The organism is Clostridioides difficile ATCC 9689 = DSM 1296, from assembly GCF_001077535.1.
Taxonomy (GTDB): Bacteria; Bacillota; Clostridia; order Peptostreptococcales; family Peptostreptococcaceae; genus Clostridioides; species Clostridioides difficile.
The window spans coordinates 1,102,271-1,128,883 of record NZ_CP011968.1 but is presented as its reverse complement, the minus strand read 5'-3'; the positions used below and the strand labels follow the sequence as shown (position 1 = coordinate 1,128,883).

At 27.6% G+C, this 26,613-nt stretch carries 24 protein-coding genes; 2 read left to right on the top strand and 22 right to left on the bottom strand.

Annotated elements, in window-relative coordinates; translation table 11 throughout:
• Positions 1 to 82: 82 nt before the first annotated feature.
• Entirely contained in the window at positions 83 to 1,033 is a 951-nt protein-coding gene (locus CDIF1296T_RS19665) for a sensor domain-containing diguanylate cyclase (protein ID WP_021360384.1), read from the bottom strand.
• Positions 1,034 to 1,226: 193 nt separating this feature from the next.
• Here CDIF1296T_RS19665 and CDIF1296T_RS19660 point away from each other — a divergent pair, with 193 nt between their 5' ends.
• Complete coding sequence (locus CDIF1296T_RS19660; protein ID WP_009895969.1) at positions 1,227 to 1,790, top strand: hypothetical protein; 564 nt, start codon at positions 1,227 to 1,229, stop codon at positions 1,788 to 1,790.
• A 110-nt stretch (positions 1,791 to 1,900) separates the two neighbouring features.
• On the opposite strand, the gene CDIF1296T_RS05565 is transcribed toward CDIF1296T_RS19660, so the two are convergent.
• The 6 genes from CDIF1296T_RS05565 to CDIF1296T_RS05540 form a co-directional block, all read right to left on the bottom strand.
• A complete protein-coding gene (locus CDIF1296T_RS05565) occupies positions 1,901 to 3,388 on the bottom strand; it encodes a HAMP domain-containing sensor histidine kinase (protein ID WP_009895965.1) in 1,488 nt (495 codons plus the stop codon).
• A 1-nt stretch (position 3,389) separates the two neighbouring features.
• Positions 3,390 to 4,094 (bottom strand): response regulator transcription factor, encoded by a 705-nt coding sequence (locus CDIF1296T_RS05560; protein ID WP_003437036.1) that lies wholly within the window; start codon positions 4,092 to 4,094, stop codon positions 3,390 to 3,392.
• A gap of 659 nt (positions 4,095 to 4,753) precedes the next feature.
• Positions 4,754 to 5,026, bottom strand: coding sequence for a hypothetical protein (locus CDIF1296T_RS19515; RefSeq protein WP_161419932.1), 273 nt, complete (start codon positions 5,024 to 5,026; stop codon positions 4,754 to 4,756).
• 174 nt (positions 5,027 to 5,200) lie between these two features.
• Complete coding sequence (gene nagB, locus CDIF1296T_RS05550; RefSeq protein ID WP_003437039.1) at positions 5,201 to 5,950, bottom strand: glucosamine-6-phosphate deaminase; 750 nt, start codon at positions 5,948 to 5,950, stop codon at positions 5,201 to 5,203.
• Between the two features lie 98 nt (positions 5,951 to 6,048).
• Complete coding sequence (gene nagA, locus CDIF1296T_RS05545) at positions 6,049 to 7,182, bottom strand: N-acetylglucosamine-6-phosphate deacetylase (RefSeq protein WP_009895956.1); 1,134 nt, start codon at positions 7,180 to 7,182, stop codon at positions 6,049 to 6,051.
• 9 nt (positions 7,183 to 7,191) lie between these two features.
• Positions 7,192 to 7,926, bottom strand: coding sequence for a GntR family transcriptional regulator (locus CDIF1296T_RS05540; protein WP_003437044.1), 735 nt, complete (start codon positions 7,924 to 7,926; stop codon positions 7,192 to 7,194).
• Between the two features lie 294 nt (positions 7,927 to 8,220).
• Between CDIF1296T_RS05540 and CDIF1296T_RS05535 the strand changes: the two genes are divergently transcribed.
• Positions 8,221 to 9,063 (top strand): CvfB family protein, encoded by an 843-nt coding sequence (locus CDIF1296T_RS05535; protein WP_003437046.1) that lies wholly within the window; start codon positions 8,221 to 8,223, stop codon positions 9,061 to 9,063.
• 128 nt (positions 9,064 to 9,191) lie between these two features.
• Here CDIF1296T_RS05535 and CDIF1296T_RS05530 read toward each other — a convergent pair whose 3' ends face one another.
• The 15 genes from CDIF1296T_RS05530 to CDIF1296T_RS05460 form a co-directional block, all read right to left on the bottom strand.
• Entirely contained in the window at positions 9,192 to 9,455 is a 264-nt protein-coding gene (locus CDIF1296T_RS05530; RefSeq protein ID WP_003418727.1) for a zinc ribbon domain-containing protein, read from the bottom strand.
• Positions 9,456 to 9,604: 149 nt separating this feature from the next.
• A complete protein-coding gene (locus CDIF1296T_RS05525; RefSeq protein WP_009895952.1) occupies positions 9,605 to 9,994 on the bottom strand; it encodes a GNAT family N-acetyltransferase in 390 nt (129 codons plus the stop codon).
• 291 nt (positions 9,995 to 10,285) lie between these two features.
• The gene (locus tag CDIF1296T_RS05520) at positions 10,286 to 11,467 is read right to left on the bottom strand and encodes an NAD(P)-dependent malic enzyme (RefSeq protein ID WP_003437058.1); all 1,182 of its coding nucleotides are present in this window, start codon (positions 11,465 to 11,467) and stop codon (positions 10,286 to 10,288) included.
• Between the two features lie 65 nt (positions 11,468 to 11,532).
• A complete protein-coding gene (locus tag CDIF1296T_RS05515) occupies positions 11,533 to 12,081 on the bottom strand; it encodes a Fe-S-containing hydro-lyase (RefSeq protein ID WP_003437060.1) in 549 nt (182 codons plus the stop codon).
• Positions 12,082 to 12,093: 12 nt separating this feature from the next.
• On the bottom strand, positions 12,094 to 12,933 hold the full coding sequence (locus CDIF1296T_RS05510; RefSeq protein ID WP_003437062.1) for a fumarate hydratase: 840 nt from the start codon (positions 12,931 to 12,933) through the stop codon (positions 12,094 to 12,096).
• A gap of 196 nt (positions 12,934 to 13,129) precedes the next feature.
• Entirely contained in the window at positions 13,130 to 13,603 is a 474-nt protein-coding gene (gene ybaK / locus CDIF1296T_RS05505) for a Cys-tRNA(Pro) deacylase (protein ID WP_003437064.1), read from the bottom strand.
• Positions 13,604 to 13,725: 122 nt separating this feature from the next.
• On the bottom strand, positions 13,726 to 14,424 hold the full coding sequence (locus tag CDIF1296T_RS05500) for an ABC transporter ATP-binding protein (RefSeq protein WP_003437066.1): 699 nt from the start codon (positions 14,422 to 14,424) through the stop codon (positions 13,726 to 13,728).
• Positions 14,412 to 15,197 (bottom strand): ABC transporter permease, encoded by a 786-nt coding sequence (locus tag CDIF1296T_RS05495; RefSeq protein ID WP_009888755.1) that lies wholly within the window; start codon positions 15,195 to 15,197, stop codon positions 14,412 to 14,414. The genes CDIF1296T_RS05500 and CDIF1296T_RS05495 overlap by 13 nt, the downstream gene beginning before the upstream one ends.
• On the bottom strand, positions 15,169 to 16,164 hold the full coding sequence (locus CDIF1296T_RS05490) for an ABC transporter substrate-binding protein (RefSeq protein WP_009895950.1): 996 nt from the start codon (positions 16,162 to 16,164) through the stop codon (positions 15,169 to 15,171). The genes CDIF1296T_RS05495 and CDIF1296T_RS05490 overlap by 29 nt, the downstream gene beginning before the upstream one ends.
• A 105-nt stretch (positions 16,165 to 16,269) precedes the next feature.
• Positions 16,270 to 18,204: a YgiQ family radical SAM protein gene (locus tag CDIF1296T_RS05485; RefSeq protein WP_003437073.1), complete on the bottom strand. Its 1,935-nt coding sequence runs from the start codon at positions 18,202 to 18,204 to the stop codon at positions 16,270 to 16,272.
• A 184-nt stretch (positions 18,205 to 18,388) separates the two neighbouring features.
• Complete coding sequence (locus CDIF1296T_RS19655) at positions 18,389 to 18,787, bottom strand: hypothetical protein (protein ID WP_225722706.1); 399 nt, start codon at positions 18,785 to 18,787, stop codon at positions 18,389 to 18,391.
• Positions 18,788 to 18,835: 48 nt separating this feature from the next.
• Complete coding sequence (locus CDIF1296T_RS05480) at positions 18,836 to 21,934, bottom strand: diguanylate cyclase domain-containing protein (protein WP_225722705.1); 3,099 nt, start codon at positions 21,932 to 21,934, stop codon at positions 18,836 to 18,838.
• 822 nt (positions 21,935 to 22,756) lie between these two features.
• Positions 22,757 to 24,007, bottom strand: a complete 1,251-nt coding sequence (locus CDIF1296T_RS05470) for a DUF1015 domain-containing protein (RefSeq protein WP_009895946.1) — start codon at positions 24,005 to 24,007, stop codon at positions 22,757 to 22,759.
• Between the two features lie 31 nt (positions 24,008 to 24,038).
• Complete coding sequence (locus tag CDIF1296T_RS05465; protein ID WP_003437082.1) at positions 24,039 to 24,980, bottom strand: D-2-hydroxyacid dehydrogenase; 942 nt, start codon at positions 24,978 to 24,980, stop codon at positions 24,039 to 24,041.
• A 239-nt stretch (positions 24,981 to 25,219) separates the two neighbouring features.
• The gene (locus CDIF1296T_RS05460) at positions 25,220 to 26,296 is read right to left on the bottom strand and encodes a pyridoxal-phosphate-dependent aminotransferase family protein (RefSeq protein WP_009888750.1); all 1,077 of its coding nucleotides are present in this window, start codon (positions 26,294 to 26,296) and stop codon (positions 25,220 to 25,222) included.
• Positions 26,297 to 26,613: the final 317 nt, after the last annotated feature.

Sequence of the window (26,613 nt, the reverse complement as noted above, 5' to 3'; positions counted from 1 at the left end):
ATATACAAAGTAACATATTTTATAAATCAGACAGCCACAAGTATATATAAATCTTACTCTCACATAAAATCTAAATTCAAATTCACTGTACATATAGTTCTTCTTCAAATAAACAATATGAATTTTTACCTGATGCTTTTATGCTATAAAGTGCTCTATCTGCATTTTTAAACAATTCAAAAAATGAAGTTCCATCTTGAGGATACCTTGCAATACCTATACTGACAGAAGCATCAAAACTAAAACTCAAATCAGTGTAATTATCCGAAAGTACTCTATTTAATTCTTTAGCTTTTTTATGCAAATTTACTTCTGTAACATAATCTTGCATATATACAACAAATTCATCTCCACCAATTCTTCCGACTAAGTCTTTACTACCAAAACTAGTTTGTATCTTATCAGCAAATGTTTTTAGTACAAAATCACCAAATGGATGACCAAAATTATCATTTATTTCTTTAAAATCATCCAAATCAATAATGAATAATGCATCTTTTTTATCACCTGTATTCATAACTATAGTTTCTTCCACTAATTTTTCAAATGTACCTTTATTGTATATATTGGTCAATGAGTCACTTTCTGCTCTAGTTCTTAACTCTTCATATTTTTTTATATCACTATCTACATCTACAATTACTCCGACAACTCTTAAAAGTTCATTTTCATCATTATAAATACTTGTAATTGATGTTCTACACCAAATATATTCACCATTAGATTTTTTTAAACGATATACTGCTTGATTGTGCATATTCTTTTTTTTAATACTTTCAAGAAAACCTTCAAATATAGCTTTATCTTCAGAATGAACTAAGTCTTTATCTTTAATTTCTTTAAAAATATTCTTACATGCATTGTTATATCCAAATTTTTCAGTCCAAGCCTGCGATACAAATGATTTATTTTCTTTGATATTCCATTCGAAAACGACAGAATCAGTCTGTTCAACAATAATTTTATAACACTCATTACTAAGTCTTAATTCTTCCTTATGAATTATTTCTTTTTCAAGTAGTTCATATTTCATAGATAGTTTAGTTTTATCTATAATAAATTTAAATAAATAAAAGACAATAAAATTAATATATAAAATACCAACACTAGATATTAAGCTTAGAAATTTTAAACTTTCAAGACTAAAAAATTTACTTACATCAAAGATAGAAACAGACAGAAATAAACTAAATATAGGTATTAAAAATAAAGGGAGCCAATACTTTATGGGCATATCTAAATGTACATCTTTTTTAAATAGACAAATAATTTTACAAGTCAACAAAAAGACAATTTTAGATAAAATTGTCGCCAATACTCTTATACTATTATTTTCAAGCATTATTTCAAAGCCTTCTTTTACAAATAAAACAAAAATACTTGTAACTACAATTTCTGACAGTATAAAGAATATACTTAATAAAACAGTAGTAAACAATCGTGTCTTTAAATTTCCTTTATATAAAAATGATGTTGAAAAAATAAGGATGAAAATTAAAGGCATTGTGATTTTAGGGTTTAAAGTTATTAAATTACAGAATCCTAAACATATTATAAAACCCAGTTTAGCATATCTTACAACTTTTATATACCCTTCTTTCTGGCCTAAAAAGTCTGATAAAAACATATGGATGACAAAAGCTTCAAATACAACCGTTACTAAATTTGTAATATTAAAAATCAGCTGTTCTTTCATACATATTTTTTATAAAATAAGAAGCTTACTTAAACCTAAATACACTTCAGATTTTACTTTTCCTTTCGTATCTATATTTAAGCATTTACTTTAAATGTCAACTATCGTAATATATGTCAGCTTAATATTGTTCTTTTTTCAACAGTATACAACAGATATATATAAAAAACAACTTCAAACATCTCTATATTTTCTCTAATTTTTTTACAATTTAAATAATATAGTAAATTTAGCTCCTTTTTTGCCATTTTCTACGTATATACGCCCACCATGCTTATTTACAATAGATTTAACTATTGATAATCCAATTCCATGATTTCCCCCTACTCCCTTATAGAATCTTTCAAAAACATGAGGTAAATCTTCTTTCTTGATTCCAATTCCATCATCTTCTATTATCACAACTATATTTTTTTGATTATACTTACACACTATTTTTATTTCACTCTTAGCGTATCTCAAAGCATTTTCTATAAGATTCATAAATGCTTTGGAAATGTTTTTTTCATCACATTCAAATAAAACCATTTCTTCATCAAATTCATAAATAAATTTTATCCCCTTATTTATAGCTCTTACATTTTGCCTAGCTCCACAATTTGAAAGTACTTCTCTTAAATCACATTCTACAAGTTCAAAATCTTTAGTTATATTATCTATTTTAGAAATGTATAATAAATCTTCAACCATATCACTTAACCTATCACTTTCTTCAAGAATTATATCACTTGCATGTTTACTATCTATAACATTATATTTTATAGCTTCTGCATAACCTTTAATAGACATAAGTGGTGTCCTTAATTCATGAGATGCATTTTGAAAAAATATTTTTTGTTCATTATCATACTTATCCAGATACTCAGCACTCTTATTCATAACAGTTGAGAGCTCTACTAATTCTTTATCTGAAAAGTCAAAGTAGGTTCTTTTGAAATCTCCTTGACCCATTTTTTTTGCAAACTCACACAACTCTTTTATCGGTTTAGCAATTTTCTCAGATAAAATCACAGCTGTAAATATTGCTAATATTCCAGCAAAACACATTACAGATATTAATACAATATTTATCTTTTGTGCTAGATTTAGAGTTTTTGATATGTCTATAAAAAGTATAAGATACTTGTCTTGTTCACCATATATACTAGTAATTTTTACAGTTGAAATATAATAATCCTTATTTCTGGTAGATATCCGTGTATTTGCATCTGAATTTAAATCTAATTTTTCATTTTGAATACACTCCCTAATCAGCTCCATCTCATCAACATTTTTTAAGAAATCATCCTCTCTTGTTGGAAATATCAGGTTATACTTAGAATCAACTACCATAGCATCAGCATCTGATTGTGTTTCTGCCATCCTAACTTTATCTTGTACATTTCTCATAAAATTAGATAATACTTTGGGAGGAAGCTTTCCATCATCTTGTGGTGGCTTAATAGGTCTAAAATTACTATCCATATGTTCTACTATTTCTGTAGACTTTGTCAATTCTTCATTCGCAGTTGTTTTTATATATGTATCAAGAAATACATTAAAAGATACTAATATTATCATAAATACTATAATTATCAAACAAAGTATACTCAACAAAATCCTAGTTTTTATGCTTATATTTTTCTTTGAGAACTTTAATTTAAATTTGGATTTAATCTTTCCAATTCTATTCTTGTCATTTCCATTCTTCATCTTAACTTTTCTCCTTCAACCTAAATCCAAACCCCCATACAGTTTCTATTAAAATATTTGTATTTAAAATTTTTTTACGTAATCTCTTCACTGTATCATCAGCAGCCCTTGTCTCAACTTCTATATCGTATCCCCATATTTTGTTTAATAATTCATCTCTGGAAACTGCTCTATCTATATTTTCAAACAAATAAGTCAATAGGTTATATTCATTTGGTGTAAGGTCTATATTTACATTTTTACTTGTAACGATTTTATTCTTTTTATTTATTATTACATCACCAAATTTTAATTCCATATCTATCGAGTTACTATATTTATCATAATTTTGTTTCTTTTCAAACTCTATCCTTCTAAATATAGATTTTACTCTCATAACCAAAGACATTGGGCTAAATGGTTTTGTAAAATAATCATCACTACCTAAGGTTATCCCTGTAATATAATCTATATCTGTATCTCTTGCAGTAAGCATGATTATTGGGACTGTACTTTTCTCACGAAGTTTTGTACATACTTCAAAACCACTTGAGCCAGGCATCATTATATCTAGTATTACTAAGTCACACTCCTTTATATTAAATTGTTCTAAAAGTTCATCACCCGTTTTAAAATCCATAACATCATGACCTTCATTTTTTAAGAATGTCTTTACCAAATTTCTTATATTATCTTCATCATCTGCTATATAAATTAACTTACTCATAAGCTCACTCCTTAATAGACTTTTTATTTAAATTAAATGGTATAAATATATTGATTAAATAATTAAATCCCAATAGATAAGATAAATCTTATTTTTTACTATATTTAAATTATACCAGCTTTTTATAGTACATTAGTTTTAAAATTGTTTGGATTTTAAGGCAATTTTAAGGCAAAAAATAAATTATTATAGAATTTATTAAACTTATTTTAGAAATACTTGAACTACTTCACCTTAATTGCCTTTTAATTACTTTAGGTGATATTTGAAGGTGTAGTACTTTGCATATTTTTGATAAAATAATAATTTAATATTCAACTGTATTTATTCAGTTTATATCAAAATTGATATTTTTCAAACTTTTTATTGAATATTCAAACAATTAATATTATAGTTATATTAAGCACTACAATTCACCTTAATTCTAAAAATATTTATTCATATATAATACTTATTTCATTCTTCACTAATATTATGGATTTCTTAAACTAAATGATAAAATCAGATTCCAACAAAATAAAACTAAATAAAGTATTTCTGAAGGGAGAATTTAAAATGAAAAAAGCTCTTAGATATCTTTTATTTTTAATCATTCTATTGCTTATGTATTTTTTAGCCGTTAAATTAAATTATGATTTCTATACTCAATTTTACACTGGTTATATGCAAGACTTTAAAAGATACATTTTTATTAATTTAATTTCCTCTGGTGGTATTGGTTTATTACTAGGAACTGAATTATTGATTAGAGAATACAAAAAGGATGGTAGTTGGTATATTGATATTCCAAGATTACTTCTTCTTTGTTTTCCATCTTTTTTACTATCACTGATGCCTGTATTCTTCTTTATGTTTCCAGTTGGTAATATCCCAATTATAGGTAATTTTATTATGCTTGATAGAATCCCACTAAACATAATAATTTTTAACATCTTATTTGGATACTTCTTGATAACGAGTTTTCGTAAAAAGTAATAAGCAAGTAATTTAAACAATAATAACTAATTTAAATAAAAAGAAGTAAAAAATTTAAATAAAAATAGCTATCATTAAATAAATTTGATTACTCAATGATAGCTATTTTTTACTTAAACTACATTCTATTCTTATACTAATTTATAATCTTTTGGATTCAGTTTACTTGCTGCTGCTTCATCTACTATAACTATAGTGTCTTTATGAAGTTGAAGTATAGAACCAGGAACTTCTGGAGTTATATCTCCGTAAACAGTATTATATACTGCATCAGCTTTTTCTTCTCCTGAAGCTAAAAGCAATATTTTCTTAGACTTCAATATTGAACCTATTCCCATACTTACAGCTTTTTTAGGAACATCTTCTCTTGATTTAAAGAATCTTGCATTAGCTTCTATTGTAGACTCTGTAAGTTCAACTACATGAGTTCTTTTTGCAAATTTAGTATCAGGTTCATTAAAACCTATATGAGCATTACGACCTATTCCAAGTACTTGTACATCTATACCACCAGCTGCATCTATAGAAGCTTCATAGTTCATACACTCTTTTTCAATATCATCAGCCATTCCATTTGGTAGATGAGTATTTTCTGGCTTTATGTTTACATGATTAAATAGATTCTCTTTCATAAAATAATCATAGCTTTGGTCATTAGATATTGGTAACTTATAATATTCATCTAAATTAAAGCTCATCACATCTGAAAAATCTACTATATTATCATTGTATTTTTTTACTAAATCTCTATACATACCTACTGGTGTACTTCCTGTAGCTAGTCCCAGTATTGAATTTGGTTTTAAAACTATTTGAGCTGCTATCATTTCAGCGGCTTTTTTACTCATTCCATCATAATCTTTACACACTAATACTCTCATCTTATTCCTCCTAAATTTTAACTACTACTTTTACTAATGTAAGTTTAATTTATTATTTTTTATATTGTTTTTACTGTCTTTAAGGTTTGTTTTGTATACTATATATTTTTATATACTACTTCCCCCAAGCAAAGTGTCATTTTACAATCTAAATTCTCATCAAATACAGCTATATCTGCATCCTTACCTATTTCTAAGCTTCCTTTTTTGTCATTTATTCCCAAAGATGTTGCTGGATTTAAAGAAGCTAAATTAATTGCTTCATTCACTTTAAGGTTTGTATTATCTAAGAAGTTAAATACCATTTTATTTAAAGACAACACACTTCCAGCTAATGCTCCATTTTCAAGTCTAGCTTCATTACCCTTAACTATGACTTTCTGACCTCCAAGAGAATAATTGCCATCTTCAAGACCACCAGCTTCTATAGAATCTGTTATTAAAATCAGTCTTTCTTTCCCTTTATTATTTAGTATAAATTGAAATAAATCTTTATTTATATGGATTGTATCTGCTATTAACTCACTGTACACATTAGTTGTAAGTGCTGCACCAACAACGCCTGGGTCTCTATGGTTTAAACCAGTCATTGCATTGAACATGTGAGTTACATTAGTTACTCCTAAATTTATAGCTTCTTTAGCTTGGTCATAATTTGCATTACTATGACCAATAGATAAAACTATATCTGTACATCTTTTTATTTCTCTAGTAAAATCAAAATCAATATCTTTTTCTGGAGCATAAGTTATAACTTTTATAACATCTTTATATTCTTTTATAAATTCGTATTTTGAATTTATTATAAATTTTTCATTTTGTGCTCCCTTATAATTCTCATTTATAAAAGGTCCTTCTAAATGTGCTCCTAATACCTTTGCCCCTTCAAGCTTTCTATTTTGGGCTTTTTTAATAACTTCAAGTGCATCATAAACATGTTCTTTATCCATAGTCATTGTAGTTGGCAGAAAAGATGTTACTCCATGTCTCATAATTGATTTTGAAATTGTTTCAATAGATTCATCAGTCGAATCCATTGTATCTTTTCCCATGTTTCCATGTATATGAATATCAATAAGCCCTGGAGATATATATTTTCCATCAGCATCTATAACTTCACAATCTTTTGGTACACTATCAGCTATATCAATTATTTTTTCATCAAATACTAATACTTTATTTTCTAAGATTTGATTTTTTAATATTATCTTTCCATTAATTAAACATTTCATATTATTCACCTACTCACTCAATACTATTTCATATTGATATTTATCTGTTCTAAATATTGATATGGTATATTCTATAGGGCTACCTTCTCTATTATAGGAATTTCTATGAAGTTTAAGAGCTAAAGCACCTTCATCTGTTTCAAGAAGCTTACTTTCTTCATCTGAAAGTATTACTGGCTCCATTACCTGTTCAGCTTTTTGTATCTTATAGCCATATTTTTCATTTAAAACCCTATATAATGAAGAATTATCCAATATCCCTTTTGTTAGACCCTTACACATTTCTTCTGATAGATATACTATTTCTAATCCAAATGGCTCTCCATCAGTATATCTAAGTCTGACAATCTTATATATATTTGTAGTATTATCACTTATTCCAAGCTTTCTTTTAACTAAATCATCTGGTAGTTCCATCTCAAAGGATAATATATCCGTTTTTATGTTTACTCCCTTTTCTTTCATAACATCAGTAAAACCTTTTACATTTGAAAACTGATACTTCTTTTTTTGCTTTGCAACGAATGTCCCTTTACCTTGTACCCTATAAAGAAGTCCTTCTGTAACTAATCCAACAATGGTTTTATTTACTGTCATACGACTTACATTTTGTATGTTGCAAAGTTCTCTTTCTGGCATTATTGCATCGCCCTCTTTAAGCTCACCAGTTTCTATCATCTCTCTTATTATTGAACTTAATTGAGTATGCAATGGTATATTACTAGATTTATTTACTATTTTCATATAGTCACCACTTTTCGATATGGTATATACCAATTTTGGTATATACCAATTATACTTTAAAAGAAATTTTATTTCAATACTTTTTAACTTATTTTGTAAAAATTTTAATAAAACCTAAAGACAAAAAAGAAATTGGAGTTTATACTATATAAGAAGCTAGAGAATTGAAAAATACATAAATAACTATATTATTTATTGTAAATTTCACTAATACTAATATAGATACTGTGACAAACTACTACATAAGTATATTATGGCTAAATTATAAATATAAAATGAGAGGATGATTTTAATTTGATAAACATAGGTGATTTTAATAAACTTACAGTAAAAAGAAAAACTGAATTTGGATATTTTTTGGATGGACAAACTAATAACACAAAAGACGATATACTTCTTCATAATAGATTAATCGGAAAAAATGAAATAAACATAGGTGATGAAGTAAATGCTTTCATATTTAAAGATTCTGATGACAGAACTGCTGCAACTTTAATACCGCCTTTAGCTAAGGTTGGGGATGTAGCACATTTAAAAGTAGTTGATAATACAGACATTGGTACTTTTATAGATATGGGACTTCCTAAAGACATATTAGTTCCTTTTAAAGCTAAGACTTATCCACTATTTAGAGACGAAAAATATTTATTTTATATATATTTAGACAAAAGCAAAAGAATTGCTGCTACTACAGATATAGATTCATACTTATTAACAGACCATACTTACAATGTAGGAGATATTGTAACTGGAGTTGTATATGGATTCCAAACTAATAATTCTGCAATGATATGTGTAGACAATAAATATGCTGGTGTAATACTTCATAATGAGTACTTTACTGAACTAAAAACTGGTGATGTTCTTGAAAATTTACATGTCATAAAAATATATGAAGATGGAAAACTTGGTCTTTCTCCTAGAGGAAATAGAAAGGATGAACTTGATACTTTAGAAAATAAGATTTTAAGTTATTTAGAAGGTTCTGATGGATATATGAGATTTAATGATAAATCTGACCCTAAAGATATTTCTATATTATTTAATTCAAGTAAGAAAAATTTTAAACGAGCTCTTGGAGTGCTTATGAAAAAAGGATTAATTTATCAAGATGAAGAAGGAACTTATCTAAAATAGTATATTTAAAATATTTAGGAAAATAACTGAACTCCAAGTAACAAAACAGGTGGTATGCTATAAAGCACACCACCCCTTATTCTCAACACCATATTTCATGTTTTGCATATAACTAATTTTGCATAAAATTATTTCCAGCGTTTTAATGTTGGAAAGAAATTGTTCATCATTGTTCTTGCTTCATCTTCAGTCATATCCTTATTACTTTGAAGCATATGAGGGATACAAACTTCTATCATCTCTTCCATACTTATATCAGCTGTAAACTCACCATCTTTAAAACAATAACTACAATAATCAGTACTTTTACTTCCATCTTTATTTGTCCCATATAATTCATCAGTTTGTCCCATTGGCATTGCACAGCATTGGCAAAATTTAGTTTCTTCCATTTTAAATCACTCCTTATATTTTTCTTTGGCTCTTAACCATATTAAAAGTATATCAATGCTAATATGACATGTTTATGTCATATTAGTAATAAAAAATGAAATGATTCCACTAAAATATTGTACTTTTAAGATTATTGAAAGCTGGAACTTTAATAACTATCTTTCTTTTTTATTATGTAGGATTGCAGACTTCTTTGGCACCCATTTTTTTCATAGAACTCTTCTACTCCTGGCTGTGCACCAAAATATAGCATAGTTGGGGTGTTCTCTTTAGCAAGCTGGAAAAGCTTACTACCAATGCCTTGTTTCTGATACTCTGGAAGAACAAGCAATTCTGTAATTGTTCCAAAATAATAACCATCTGAAAGAACTCGCAGACATCCTACAAGCACTTTATCATCATAAGCAGTTATATTCAAAGTTTTTGATAATGCAGTCTGTGTTTTATCCATATTATAATCTCCTGGCCATATCCTGTTGACGAATGGGATAAACATTGAAGCATTAAGTTCTTGGTCATTAACTTTATATTCCATCATCTCTTGTACCTCCATAAATTTAAATTTATTAATTTATAATATTCATATTATATCATTCTCATATATACGCAACAATAAAAATCTGCCTTCCTATATTTTTTTCTATAAACCTTTACCACCATGTATCTACTAAAGTAATAAAGATAGAGTCTGATAGTATAAAATTTACTACATTTTCTAACACCTTTAATCATAAAGATATGTATATAAAAGTAAGGATATATGAGTATAAACCTATAATAAAAATGCCCATATACCCGATAAGATAAGGATATATGAACATATAAAAATTTATATTCTATTTACTTTGGTTTTTATCGCTGCTTCTTTAACTGCCTTAGCAACATTTTTTACTACATTCTTATTAAATACATCTGGTAATATATACTCTGGGCATATTTCTTCATCACTTATTGTATTAGCAATTGCATATGCAGCAGCTATCTTCATTTCTTCATTTATCTCTTTAGCCTTAACATCAAGTGCACCTCTAAATATTCCAGGAAAAGCCAGTACATTATTGACTTGATTAGGGAAGTCTGAACGACCTGTTCCCATTATAAATGCTCCACCTAATTTTGCTTCTTCTGGCATTATCTCTGGAGTAGGATTTGCCATTGCCAATATTATTGGCTTCTCAGACATACTTTCAACCATTTCCTTTGTAACAGCTCCTGGACCTGAAACACCAATAAATACATCTTTTCCTTTTATAATATCTTTTAAAGGTCCTTTTTCATTTCTTATATTTGTTACTTTTAACATTTCTTTTTGAACATAGTTTAGATTTTCTATACTAGCTTCCAATGCTCCACTTCTATCACATAAAATTATATTTTTAACATTCATATTAAGTAGTATCTTTGCTATGGCTATACCAGCAGCTCCTGCTCCGTTTATAACTATTTCTAAATCTTCTATTTTTTTATTTTCAATTAACTTTATTGAGTTTATTATGGCTGCTGCAACTATTATTGCTGTCCCATGTTGGTCATCATGAAAAACAGGTATACTTAAAGATTTTTTTAATCTCTCTTCTATCTCAAAACATCTTGGAGAAGATATGTCTTCCAAATTTATACCTCCAAATACAGGCTCCATCAACTCTACAGATTTAACTATCTCATCTACATCATTAGTCTTTAAACATATTGGAAAAGCGTCTACATCTGCAAATTGTTTAAATAATATAGCTTTACCTTCCATAACAGGTATAGATGCTTCAGCACCAATGTTACCTAATCCAAGTACAGCACTTCCATCACTAACTACTGCTACTAGATTCCCTTTAGAAGTGTATCTATAAACATCATCTTGATTTTCATGTATTTTTAAACAAGGTTCAGCAACCCCTGGTGTATATGCTGTTGATAAATCATCCTTAGTTTTAACTTCTACCTTGCTTTCTACACTTACTTTCCCTTTGTTGATTTCATGCATTTCTAATGCCAATTTTGCATAATCCTTAGACATCAATTTTCCTCCTTAAAATATACACAACTATTTTTAATTTTGATATTCATATTTATTTCTAAACATTATTTACATTCATAAATTGCTCGACCTTGCTCATATATATTATTTCCATAGCTATCTATTGCTACTGTAAGCTTAAGGTCTTCTACTACAATCTTTCTTATAGCTTCAGCTCCTAAATCTTCATATGCAATAATTTCACATGATTTTATTGAATTTGAAATATATGCTCCAGCTCCTCCTATTGCAGCAAGATAAACTGCTCCGTATTTTTGCATACCTTCTATAACCTCATCACTTCTTTTTCCCTTGCCTATCATCAATCTAAGACCTCTTTCTAAAAGAGGTATAGTCAAATCATCCATTCTATAACTCGTCGTTGGACCTGCAGCACCTATAACTTCTCCTGGCTTTGTAGGAGTAGGTCCTACATAATATATTCCTTGACCATATACGTCAAATGGTAATTCTTCACCTTTATTTATACAATCTATCAATCTTTTATGAGCAGCATCTCTTGCTGTATAAAGTATACCACTCAAACTAATTGTATCTCCACAATTTAATTTTGCTATATCAATTTCATTTACAGGTGTAGTTATTTTTATCATTTTATTTTCCTCCTAAATTACTACCTTCTTATGTCTTGATGCATGGCAGTTTATATTTACAACAACAGGTAAACCTGCTATGTGTGTAGGAAAAGTCTCTATGTTTAATCCCAAAGCTGTTGTAGTACCACCTAAGCCTTGAGGTCCTATACCAAGTTTATTAATAGCTGTTAATAGTTCACTTTCAAGTTTTGCTATATTTTCGTCCTTATTAAATTCACCTAGTTCTCTAAAAAGTGCCTTTTTAGCTATTTGAGCACATTTGTCCACAGTCCCACCTATACCAACTCCAATTACCATAGGAGGGCATGGGTTAGGTCCAGCTTCTGAAACTGTATCTATTATGAATTTTTTAATTCCTTCCAATCCATCTGATGGCTTTAACATTTTCATCTTACTCATATTTTCGCTTCCAAATCCCTTAGCTGCAAATTCTATTTTAATTTTATCACCTTTTACCATATCATAATGAATAACAGCAGGTGTATTATCTTTTGTATTTACTCTGTTAATTGGACTTACAACAGATTTTCTTAAGTAGCCTTCTTCATACCCTTGTCTTACTCCCTCATTTATAGCATCAGTAAGTGTGTCTCCTTCAATTAAAACTTCTTGTCCTATTTCAACAAAAAATACAGCCATACCAGTATCTTGGCATATTGGTATATTTTTTTCTTTAGCTATTTCAGCATTTTCAACTAATATATTCAATATATTTTTTCCAACTTCACTCTTTTCACTTTTCGCTTTTTCTTTTATACAGCTTAAAACATCTTCTCCTAAATATAGGCTCGCTTCTATACAAAGTTTTTTTACCTGCTCGACGATTTGTTCAGATTTTATTTTTCTCAAGCGAACATCCCTCCATTACTTTATAAAAAATATTCGTGATTATACTTACACTTTACCATTGTTTTTAAAATTTCTCAATATTTTTATACCAATTACACATAAGTAACTGAATATTTATTTTAAAATTATTATTCATTTTATTAATACTACAACACCTATTATTAAGAATATAAGCTCTATATTTTATATGTAATTCTTATTTTTTTATTACATCTACAAATTCTACTTTTATAAGTCTTTGTAAATCAAATGGAGATAGTTCTATTTGATATCCTATTTTTCCTGCACTCACAATAATTGTATCTAAATTCTTTGCACTTTCATTTACAAAAGTTTTATAAAGCTTTTTCATACCTATAGGAGAACATCCGCCTCTAATATAACCTGTAAGCTTATTTATATCTTTTACATGAATCATCTCTACACTTTTCTCTTTAGCTACTTTTGCAGCCTTTTTTAAGTCTAAGTTTTCATGTACTGGTATTACATATACATATATATTCTTACTAACTCCTTGAGTTACTAATGTCTTATACACTTCATTTACATCTCTTCCTATATCATGTGCCACCTCAACACCATCCACATGTTCACTTTTCACTTCATAAGACATTACTTTATAATCAATCTTATTTGAATCTAATATTCTCATAGCATTAGTCTTAACCATACATTCACTTCCTTTTTATAAAATACGAACATTATACACAGTTTTGAATATTCTGTACTATTTTAATATAGTCTTATAGATTTTAACCAAATATATTTTAAAACGACAGTATTATTATAACTCTATATCAACTTCAAAACTTCATTTTTTTCCAATTCCTTAGAATTTTTTAATATTTTTTTTATTCTAATTGGAGAGTCTCCTAAAATAAATATCCTATCTGCTAAAAACAATGCTTCCTCAATATTATGAGTTACAAATAACACAGTTCTTTTTTCTTTTCTTAATATATTTCTGAAATTATCCATTATAAGCTGTGTATTCTTTGCATCAATAGATTTAAAAGGTTCATCCATTATAATATTTTTTGATGGATATATAAAAGCTCTAGCAATATTTACTCTTTGTCTAATACCTCCACTAAGCATCTGAGGATAGAATTTTTTATAATCACTAATTCCAACCAATTCCAAGTATTCATCACAAATTTTATTTAATTGAGTTTTATTATAGTATTTATTTACAACTATCTTTATATTTTCTTCTACTGTTAACCAGTCTATAAGTCTATCATCTTGAAATATGTAACTAGCTTCAAGCTTATTTCCTACTCTATTTAAATTTTCTTTGATATTTAGATTGTTGGTGTCATTTTTAATAATCCCACTTATTATGTTCAAGAGTGTAGTTTTTCCACAACCAGATTTTCCAAGGATACAATTTACCTCATTTACATAAAAATCAATATTAAAATCTCTAAATATAATACGACTATCATATCTTTTATTTATATTTTCAATACTCAACTTTATCTTTTCCATAAAAAAGCTCTCCTTGCTAAAAACTTTTGAGCTATTTGTAAAATAGCAGATATTAAAAGAACAATAATTATCCATGCAAATATTCCAGATGTGTTAAAGTTAATTTTTTCAGTCTGTATCATAGTTCCAATACCATATGTAGGTTGACTATATACCTCTCCTGCTATAGCAACTTTCAAACTTAAAGAGAATGTTGATACTAGTATAGATATAATTTGAAATTTTATGGCTGGTAAATAAATTTTTAACACCTTATCTATAAACCTTATTTTATACACATTAGCCATTTCTAATAAGTTCTTGTCTATATTCAATATAGCGCCCAAAACGTTATCATACAATATAGGAAAAACTATAGTAAATCCAACTATAAAAGGGGTACTATCCTTTTCAAACCAAATAAGTGCAAGTACTACCAATATCATAGTTGGTATTGAACGTGTCAAAGCATTGATTGGCTTTAATAAGTTTCTAAAAAATCTATTTAAATAAGACACTATTGAAAGTATAATAGCAAAAATCATAGCCAGTAAAAAACTAAAAAAACATCTCCCCATAGAGTAAAGTATATCTATATAGAAACTAGAATTTAGCATAATCTCTTTTATACTATTAAATACTTGACCTACTGTTGGTAAAAAAATATCATTATCAATTTTTAAAGCAATAATTTGCCATAAAAATAAGAGGATAACACAAGAAAGTGTTACCTCCATTTTATCTATAAATTGTTCTTTATTTTTTTTATTTCTCAACAAAGTATATTGCTTCATCTGGTACTTTGCCTCCTAATGTCTTATCATCAAAATTAGCTAATTTCTCATAGTAATTTTTATAATCTTTAATCATGTCCTTAACTGGAATATATTTTAAATTAGCTCTTTCAAGAGATTTTCCTATTATCTTTGATTCAGTAGATATTTTTATTTTTTCAGAATATGCACCTAATTCTTCAGGATTTTTGTTTGCCCAATCTATACTATTTGATAATTGACCTACAAAAGAATCAACAAAATCTTTATTATCTCTTAAAAATTCAGACTTTACAATTAAAGTAGATTGAGGATAACCATCTTTTGAACCACTTACTTCCTTCCATGAGTCATTTAAACTTTTTATAATTTTTATGTCTGGATTTTTAGACATCAAAGCACTAAGTGCAGGTTCTGGAACAATACCTGTTTTAACTTTACCAGTAGCCAATAATGGTACCAGTTCACTTGCTGAATTTACATAATTAAATTTTATATCTGAATAATTTATATCCTTTTGTAACAAAAGACTTTTTATAGTTATGTCTGGAGTAAGTCCTTTTCCAGTACATCCAACTTCTTTACCAACTAAATCAGAATAATCTTTTATATTTTCTGTTGACACCAAATAAAGTGAACCCATTCCTACAGTTCCAACAATATTATATGATGAAGTTTTATTATACGCTATTGCAGCCATGTTTGAAGGAACTATAGCTATATCTGCATCTTTTTTCATCACTCTAGTGGAAATCGCTTCAGGTGTCTTTTCAATGCTATACACTGTTTCATATCCTTCTTTAATCTCTGGATTTTCATTTGCAAGTTTAGCTATTGCCACTGCTGGTAGTCCATCTGGAACAGCTACTTTTACTTGTTTGACAACTGATAGCTCCTTATTTTTAGGGTTATCTTTTCCTGGTGAACATCCTACCAAAACAACCATAGTCAACACCACTAATAATATTATAGAAATATACTTTTTCATCTCTTCCTCCCAAAGGTAACGTCATTAAAATAATTATATTTATTTATACTAATTTCTGTTAATTTATCGAATAATCCTTCTTTTTTAAGTATTTTTATTTATACTTTAATGTTTTTTCTTTTTTTTAGTTGAACTTTTTTGTTGATTTTTATTACTTCTGTTATTTGTATTAGTTTTTTTGTTTTTATTTGTTCCTTTAGATACATTTTTTTTAGAATTATTTCTATTAAAATAAGGCTTTTCATTTTTTGGCTTTATAAGACATCTATGTCCAAAACCAATTAAGTCTTCTCTTCCTGCTTCAACTAACGCAGAGTATACCAAATCATAATTTCTAGGTGCTCTATATTGTAATAAAGCCCTTTGCATCGCCTTGTCACGTTTTGATTTAGGAACATAAACTGGCTTCATTGTAAGCGGGTCAATACCTGTATAAAACATGGTTGTAGATAGAGTCCCTGGAGTTGGATAAAAATCCTGAACCTGCTCTGGTTGGTAGTGAGTATCTCTTAAATACTCTGCTAACTCTATAGCGCTATTTAAGGTAGAACCAGGGTGACTAGACATTAAATAGGGTATCAAATATTGCTTTTTACCTAATTCTTCATTTATAGCAAAAAACTTCTGTCTAAATTTATCATAAGTTTTTCCTGCTGGTTTTTGCATATACTTTAAAACTTCTTCTGATATATGTTCTGGGGCTACCTTTAACTGACCACTTACATGATGCTCTATCAACTCTCTAAGAAATTTATTGTTCTTATCTGCCATTACATAATCGTATCTAATTCCAGAACGCACAAACACCTTTTTTATTTTAGGTAATTTTCTTACAGCTCTAAGTAAATGTAAGTATTCACTGTGGTCTGCATCTAAATTTTTACATGGTGATGGAGATAAGCATTGTCTATTTTTACAAGCACCTTTAGTAATTTGTTTTTTACATGCTGGTCTTCTAAAATTAGCTGTTGGACCTCCAACATCATGTATATACCCTTTAAAATCATCTAAATTTGTTATTCCTATTGCTTCATCAATAATTGATTTTTCACTTCTACTTTGCACTGCTCTACCTTGATGAAATGTTATTGCACAAAATGAACAACTACCAAAACAGCCTCTTGAACTTACTATACTAAATTTTACTTCTTCTATAGCTGGTATTCCTCCAAATTTTTCATACACAGGATGGTATGTCTTCTGATATGGTAATCCATATACTTCATCTAGTTCTTCTCTACTAAGTGGTTTTTCTGGCTTATTTTGAACCAGATACTTACTTCCATGAGGTTGAACAATTATATTACCTCTAAATGGGTCTTGCTCATCATATTGAATTTTAAAAGCTTCTACATACTTCATTTTATCTTCACAAATTTCTTTATATGATGGAATTAATATATATTTATCATATATTTCTTCCAATGTATCTGAAATATAGCATGTCCCATCAATATGTCTAATGTATTTTGGGTCATATCCATCATTAAGTGCATTGGCTACTTCTACAATCTGCTTTTCACTCATACCATAAACTAATAAATCTGCTCCACTATCTATTAACATAGACTTTCTAACCTTATCACTCCAATAATCATAGTGTGCAAATCTTCTTAAGCTCGCTTCAATTCCACCTATTACTATTGCAACATCACTGTATGCTTCTCTTATTTTATTGCAATATACTATAGTAGCTCTATCTGGTCTATAACCCATTTTCCCACCTGGAGAATACATATCCTTTTCTCTATGCTTTTTACTTACAGAATAATGATTGACCATTGAATCCATATTTCCTGCATTAACTAGAAATGCAAGTCTAGGTTTTCCTAGCTTCATAAAATCATCTGTAGTTCTCCAGTCTGGTTGAGCTATTATTCCAACTTTATACCCAGCACTTTCTAAAACTCTAGATATTATTGCTGTTCCAAAACTATGATGGTCCACATAAGCATCTCCTGTAACTAGAACAAAATCTAATTCTTCCCATCCTCTATCTATCATATCTTGTTTGCTTATTGGTAAAAACTTATTTTCCATATTATCACCTGCTCAATATATATTTAACAAATATTTTTTTATACAAAAGTATCTTTTAATTTTGTTCTTAACGCTTAATTATATCATAAAAAATACTTAAAACCACAACTTAAATGATTTATATAGACATTTTAAGTCTAATAAATTCAAATTGCGATTTTAAGTATATATATAACACAGTATTTTAAGTATTTTCTTCAGCTTCAATACTAGTTATTTCACTTCCAAATATTAAACATGCATCTTTACCATCAAACCATTTCAAAGTAGTTGTAGTTATATTTGCCTGTACCTCAAACTTTTTATTATGCATGAATGATTTATAAGTATCATCACCATCTTTTAAATATATCATAGGGCATTTTTTACAAGGTTTATCTTGATTATTCCATATCGCTTTATAACATAAATCACCTACATGAGTGTTTGGTGCTGACTCAAGCATTTTTTTATTGATAAATAGTAATTCATAGGTATTCCTGTCAACAACATATGCCCATATATCCATATTATCCATCACAGATTTTTGAATTGTTAAAGACTCTTCTAGCTTACTCTGAATACGCATTTTTAATAAAAACATACTGAGCGTTTTAGATATAAATGTCAAAGTGTTCACTTCATCATTAGTTCACATACGATTATATGAACATTCATCAAATCCTATGAACCCTCTAAATTCATTACCCTCTAAAATTTTACATTGTAATATTGAACGTATGCCTTGTGGCTTAAGTACTTTTTTCACATCACTACCTAAATTTTCAATATCATTACAATAAAATAACCCATCTGCATTAAAATTTAAAAGATAGTTGCCTAAATCCTTGTAACAAATATTTTTAAGATTATTAATTTCCGAGGTTACACCTTCGTTACACCATTCAAATGTATTTTTACATACTCGATTATCATCTGAATTTTCAAATATATACATGCGACTCACATTAAAGTGTTTACCTACGATACTTAGAATTAAATTTACTGCCACTTCTATATCACTTGATTCATATAGTATATCAAATATATAATTTGTGATATGTTCTTTAAAAGACATCTCTACATTATCACTATCTCCTGCATTTCTTGTATTAGTTATATATTGGACTTTATCAATTTTTTTATCATACAATGTATAACAATTCTTACCCTTCCCTTTGGCTGAGTAAAGAGCCATATCCGCATTTCTAAATAGTGTCATATAGTCCATACCATCTTGTGGAAACTTAGCAATTCCTACACTTAATGATATTTTATAATTTCGTCCTTTACCTAAAAAAGACCTTTCAAATGTTTTTACCAATTCTTCTGCTTTATTTATAATATCTCTTGTTTCAGAAATATCTTTTATAAATACAATAAACTCATCTCCACCAATTCTTCCTACTATATCGGTTGCTCTAAATAGATTTATTAGGTCATTTGCAATTTCACTTAATACAGCATCCCCATATAAATGTCCTAAATTATCATTTATTCCTTTAAAGTCATCAATATCAATAATCATTAAAGCACCTTTTCTTTTTTTATCCAATGTTATGTACTCTTCTATAAGTGATTGTGATGCTTTTTTATTATACAAATCTGTAAGAGGGTCTTTTTCTGCCCTTTCTTTCAACTTTTCAGCTTCTCGTTTTGATTCATCAATATCAGTCAAACTTCCTACTACTTTATAAGGTTTACCATTATTATCAAATAAAGTTGTTGCCTTTATACTAAACCAAGCGTAAATAGTATCTCTAGTTCTAAGTCTAATTTCACACTCTTCATACTCACTACCTTGTGAAGTAAGTTTAATTAATGAAATAAACTTATCCATATCATCATGATATATATCTACTGATTTAATTATATTTTTTGTTGCGTTTTCAGTTATAGGGTCATATTTAAACTTATTATACCAATTAGGTGATATATTCATTTTATCTTTTTCTATATCCCATTCTATTATAATATTTTGCGTCTGCTTTAAAATGATTTCATGACGTTCTTCACTCTTTTTAAGTTCTTGCTCTAATAATTTAGCAGAAGTAATATCTACAATAACACAACAAAGTACAGATTTTCCATTATCATAAATCATCTTTCTTCCTTTTAATAAAATCCATATAATAGTGCCATCCCTTTTTTCAACTCTTTGTTCAGATGCAAATGTATCACTTAATTTGAGTTGTTTGTTTATACTATTAATTAATTCTGTTCTATCATCTTTAAAAATAAGTTTGATTAATTTATTATTTAGCTCATCTTCCAGTTGTTTGCGTGTATATCCAATCATATTTAAATAACCTTCATTTAAATATATACTATCAAAATCATCATTTATCTCAGTTATCACTATTCCACCAACAATACTATCATTGATAGCCTGTATTTCAAATCTTTTTGAATCTAATTCTTCTTGTATTTTCTTAAGTTCTGTTATATCAGTTAAAACTCCCTGAATACACTCACTTCCTTTATTATCATTTATAGACTTACTTCTCTCCAAAATCCAAATTATACTTCCATCTTTTCTTACAATTCTATATTCAACTTCAATTTTATCTTGTTTTTCTAATTGATTTAGAATAATACAATTAAACTTGTCTAAATCATCTTTATAAATCATGTCTTTAAATCTATTTTTAAATATTTTATTTAAATCTTCACAAGAGTAACCTGTAAGCTCTAAAAACCCCTGACTTACATATGTCATAGTCATATATTCATCTTTTAAACAGGTTTTAACCCCTCCTAATATATTATCAGTGAGTACTTTAAATTTTTCTTTTTCATTTATAATAATTTTGGTGTTATTATTTATAATACATGCTATATATATTATAAAAATCAATATAACTAGTAGTATTTCTAATGCAAAAATATATACATCATAAGATATATTCTCTGACTGAATAGATACTATTTTATTTGGCACAACAGAAAAAACATACCAATCATTAACTCCAAGTGGCTGATAGTTTAACATAAATTTTTCATTATCTAAGTTATAATTAAAATATCCAGACTTATCATTTTTCATATTTTCTTTTATAGTTTTTAGACAATCATCTTCATCACAGTTATCTTTGTCAAAAAGCTGAAATATACATGATAGCGTCTTTCTATTTTTATTTGTTTTTTGAGCAACTATATCTCCATTTTTCTTTGCAACAAAAACATCTGCTTTTTCATCAAATGCAGATAATCCTAATAACTCATTTAACTTTTTTGAATCATAAATTCCACTTAAAACACCAACTATTTTCCCACTTTTATAAACTGGGGTAGATAAAACTATTATTTCTTTATTATTAACAATAGATTTTAAAGGCTCTGATATATTCTTTTCTCCATTTTTAGCTTTTTTAAAATAATCTCTATCTTGAACATTATGGGTAATTCCATCATTAGAATAACATTCCCCATCTAATGTAGAGATAGTCATTCTAATTAAAGAACTTCGCTTTACATCAGAATCCATTAAATCAATCACCATTTCATCATTTATATTATTCAAGTTTCCTATGAAGTTAGCAATAGATTCAAGCATGTCAAATTGACCACTAAGTCTTGTCTTGAGATTAATTATATTGTGTTCTGTAAACTCAGACAAATATGTATGTGTGGTTTCTTTTAATTTATTATCTAATTTAAATTTAAACTTGAAAACAGCTCCACATGTTAAAATAATTATAATAATAAACAAGATACTAATACCTAAAATTCTTGGCTTTAGTCTGTTCATCATACTCACATCCTCATTGTATATAATTATATTACTTCTTTTGCAAACCTTTGTATTTATTTAAATTGTTTACTTCTATTTCTATGATTTTTTCAATATACATTTACCTTCTTCCTGTATTAGAATTAAATAAGATAGCTTAAGATTTATTTGTAAAATCTTTATTCATATTTCATCATTCTTAATTAATATTAAAAATTATAACTTTATTTTTGATTTATCAAAAAGTAATAATGTAATATATTCATTATTATTCATTCCTTTTCTAATTAATTACTCTTCAATTAATTTCATAACAAAAAAATTCTATCTAATCATTCCCTCTAAAAAATATTTTGTTTTTTTTTATATGATTCAGTTAGCAAATTAATTTTGTATACATAAAATTTAAACCATATAAAAACATATACTTTAGATTAATACTCAAAACTTAAGTTACCAGATAATAATTCTAGTAAAATATTATAATATCCTTTTACTATTTTATTTTTATAAATATAATAATTATATTTATAAAAATAAAATATAAATTTCAAAATCACTTTTTTTATTAACTTTTTTATAATTATAATAAAAATATATAACAGTACTATTATAAATACACATTTAAAACCTTATAAATATACAAATACAATTATATGAATTTTCATCCTCAATTATAGCATAGAATATGACTATCTATATCCTAAAATTATCCATTTCTAAAAAAAAGGTAACTATTATTAAGAATATCAACTTATAGAATTTATATTCCACATACGATTTTCAATCAAAAAAACAAGGGCTAAAAAGTGAATTGTGCACTTTTTAGCCCTTTATTAATTATTCATTTATTTCATGTAAGAATAGACCACATCTTACTTTAGGTTCAAACCATGTTGACTTAGCTGGCATTATCTTATTTGCATCTGCTACTCTTATTAAATCTTCAATACTAGTAGGATACATTGCAAATGCTACTTTCATATCTTCATTAACTCTTTTTTCTAATTCTTCAAGACCTCTAATTCCACCGATAAAATCAATTCTTTTATCTACTCTAGGATTATCAATTCCTAAAATAGCATCAATAACATAGTCTTGTAATATAGAAATGTCTAATGAATCAACAGGGTCTTCTATTTCTAATAAATTTTTATTTGCTTTCATTTTATACCACTTATCACCTAGGTACATTCCGAAAGTTCCTTTTTTGTCAGGTTTATATTTTTCTTTTCCTTCTATTTCTTCTAGTTCAAAATTTTCTTTTATTTTATTTATAAATTCTTCCTCGCTTAAACCATTTAAGTCTTTGATAACCCTATTATAATCCAAAACCATTAAATTCTCATCTGGTGCAATCATTGCTATGAAGTAATTAAATTCTTCTTTTCCAGTATAATTTGGATTTTTAGCTCTCATTTCTTTGGCTACATTTTCTGCTGAAGCTGTCCTATGATGACCATCTGCAATGTATAGATAATCTAATTTTTCAAATTTATCTACTAGGTTATCTATTATATCATCATTATCAATCTTCCATACTGTATGCTCTATCTTGTCATCTGTTATGAAATCATATAAAGGTTCATTATTATCCATAAAATCATTGATTATATCATCTATCATCCTTTGATGTTTGTAAGTTACAAGTATAGTTCCCGTATTAGCATCACAGTATTTTATGTGTTTAGTTCTATCAATTTCCTTTTCTGGTCGAGTGTACTCATGTTTTTTTATTGTTCCATTCAAGCTTTCATCAACTGATATACATGCTACTATACCAACTTGAGCTCTACCATCCATGATTTGTTTATATATATATATACACTCTTTGTCATCTTTTACTAGAATTTCTTGTTTTCGAAACTCATCTAAATTTTCTCGCGCTTTTAAATAAACTTTTTCATCATATAAATCTATATTTTCATCTAAATCAATTTCTGATTTATCTATATGCAAAAATGAATATGGATTCCCTTCTGCAATTCTTCTAGCTTCTTTACTATTCATAACATCGTAAGGAAGTGCTGCTACTTTATCTACTATATATTTATTTGGTCTAATCGCCTTAAATGGTTTAATCGTTGCCATTACTAATTTCCTCCTAATTATACAAAATATTTTATAATGCTACCCCTATTAGATTGTTGAAGTCAAGAAAGAAATCTTGAATCACATTTACTATTTCGTCTCCTATTCTTTCTTGAGCTTCTACTGTAGATGCCCCAATATGAGGTGTAGGAGAAACTCTTGGATGATTTACTAAGTCTAAATTTAATGTAGGTTCTTGTTCATAAACATCTATAGCAGCTGCTGATAATTTACCTTCATCTAATGCTTTTAGTAAATCTTTTTCATCAACTAAACCGCCTCTTGCACAGTTTATTAAATAAGCCCCTTTCTTCATCTTATTTATTTCTTTTTCAGTTATTACTGCCCCCTTATTCTTATCAAATGGTATGTGTAAAGATAAGAAATCTGCATTTTCTAAAACTTCTTCCATATCACAGAATTTATAATTGTTAAAGCCTTGCGCCTCACCCATTATGTCAGTATATATAACATTCATACCTAATAATTCTGCTCTCTTTGCAACTTCTTTTGCAATTCTTCCAAAACCTATAAGTCCAAGTGTCTTTCCATTAATTTCTGTACCTTTATACTTTTTCTTCTCCCATTTTCCATCTCTCATAGTTACATTTGCAGTATTTATGAATCTTGCAAGAACAAATAATTGACCTATTGTAAGTTCTGCAACAGATATACTGCTTGCATTTGGAGTATTCATAACTTTTATGCCATTAGCTTGAGCATATTTAACATCTATATTATCCAGACCTACTCCACCTCTTACTATCAACTTCAACTTTTTACCCTCTAATGCTTTATCTATTACATCTTTAGTAACTTTAGTAGCTGAACGTACTACAAGTACATCAACATCTTTAAGTTTATCTCCTAAAACATCTTTTTCATAAAACTGCTCTATCACATTAAAATCTAACTCTCTCAATTTTCTCGCTGCTTCTTTCTCTATTCCATCAGTAACTAATATATTATACATAACAAACTCCTCCAATTTTTATTCACTTAATTTTTCCAATTTTTATTTTTTAAAGTATTTTCATCAATAAAAAACTTTACTTAATTCAACTTTCTGTTTATATAATTTTCAAAATATTTTTTTATTAAAGTCATATCAAATTTTTCTATTGTTTGTTAAAAATTTAATATGTAATTTTTATAAAATATTATTTATTATATATTCTAAATTTATCTTAAAACATACATATTTTTACAATATTATTTATTAAAACCTAATATATCATCAATATTATCTAATAATTCTTGTACATCTTCGACAGTATAGTCACCCATATGTGAAATTCTAAAAGTTTTTTCTTTTAAATCTCCATAGCCATTTGCTATTTGGAATCCTCGTTCTTGTAATTTTGAATTTAAATTTGATACACTAATACCTTGAGTATTTTCTATAACAGTAAGTGTATTGGATAAGTGATTTTCATTGGTAAAAATTTGGAAGTGTTTTTTAGCCCAGTTTCTAACTAAGTTTGCCATGTCTTCATGTCTGTTGAATCTGTTATCTAGGCCTTCATCTAATATATTATCTAATTGGAAATCTAAAGCGAACATGTGAGAAAGAGATGGTGTTGAAGGGTATTGGTAGTTTTTCTTGATTAAGTATTCATACATTGCTAACAAATCAAGATATACTCCTCTAAAAGGTACTTGCTTAGCTCTATCGATTGCTTTTTGAGAAAATGTGCAAATAGACATTCCTGGTGGTAATCCCAGTGCTTTTTGTACTGATGTTATACAAATATCTATTCCAATCTTATCAACCTCGACTTTTATTCCACCGGCTGAACTTACAGTATCTACACAGTAGATTACATCTTCATACTTTTTAACAACTTCTCCAATTTCTTCTATTGGATTTCTTATTCCAGTTGAAGTTTCATTGTGAGTTACAGTTATTAAATCGTATTCTCCGGTAGAAAGCACCTTATCAACCATTTCTGGCGTTGTTGCCTCTCCTAATTCAACTTTAAATATATCCGCTGGGACATTATTAGCCACTGCCATTTTGTACCATCTATCACCAAAGGATCCACAGGAAAATACTGCTGCCTTTTTGGATGTACAGGAACGAATGGAGCCTTCCATTAAACCAGTTCCGGATGACGTGGATAAAAGTATCGTGTTGTTTGTATAGAATAGTTTTTGCATCTTTTCACTTATACTCTTTTGGAGCATAGATGCATCTTTTCCTCTATGTCCTATCATTGGTGTAGCCATCTTTTGCAAGACTTCTTCTTTAACATCAATAGGACCAGGAATAAATAATTTCTTACTCATTATAATTCCCCCCTTTTTAGTTTGTAATATGGATAGCGTTTTTACTGTCCTTATTTTTAATAACTATAATATCAAGCTGAATTAACTATGTCAACATAAAATTTATTTTTTATATATAATTTATTTTATATATTTTATGAAAACATTCATTTTCTACCTTTTCATAAGTCTGAATTTTCTGAATTATTCTCTCAAAAAAAATATACTTTTTATCTATATAAATTAATTTTTTTAGTATGTAAATTTGACGCTATTACGATAAATCTTTTTAGTATAACTAATTTATTTTTATCTTGTATTTTTATTGTATTTTTAAA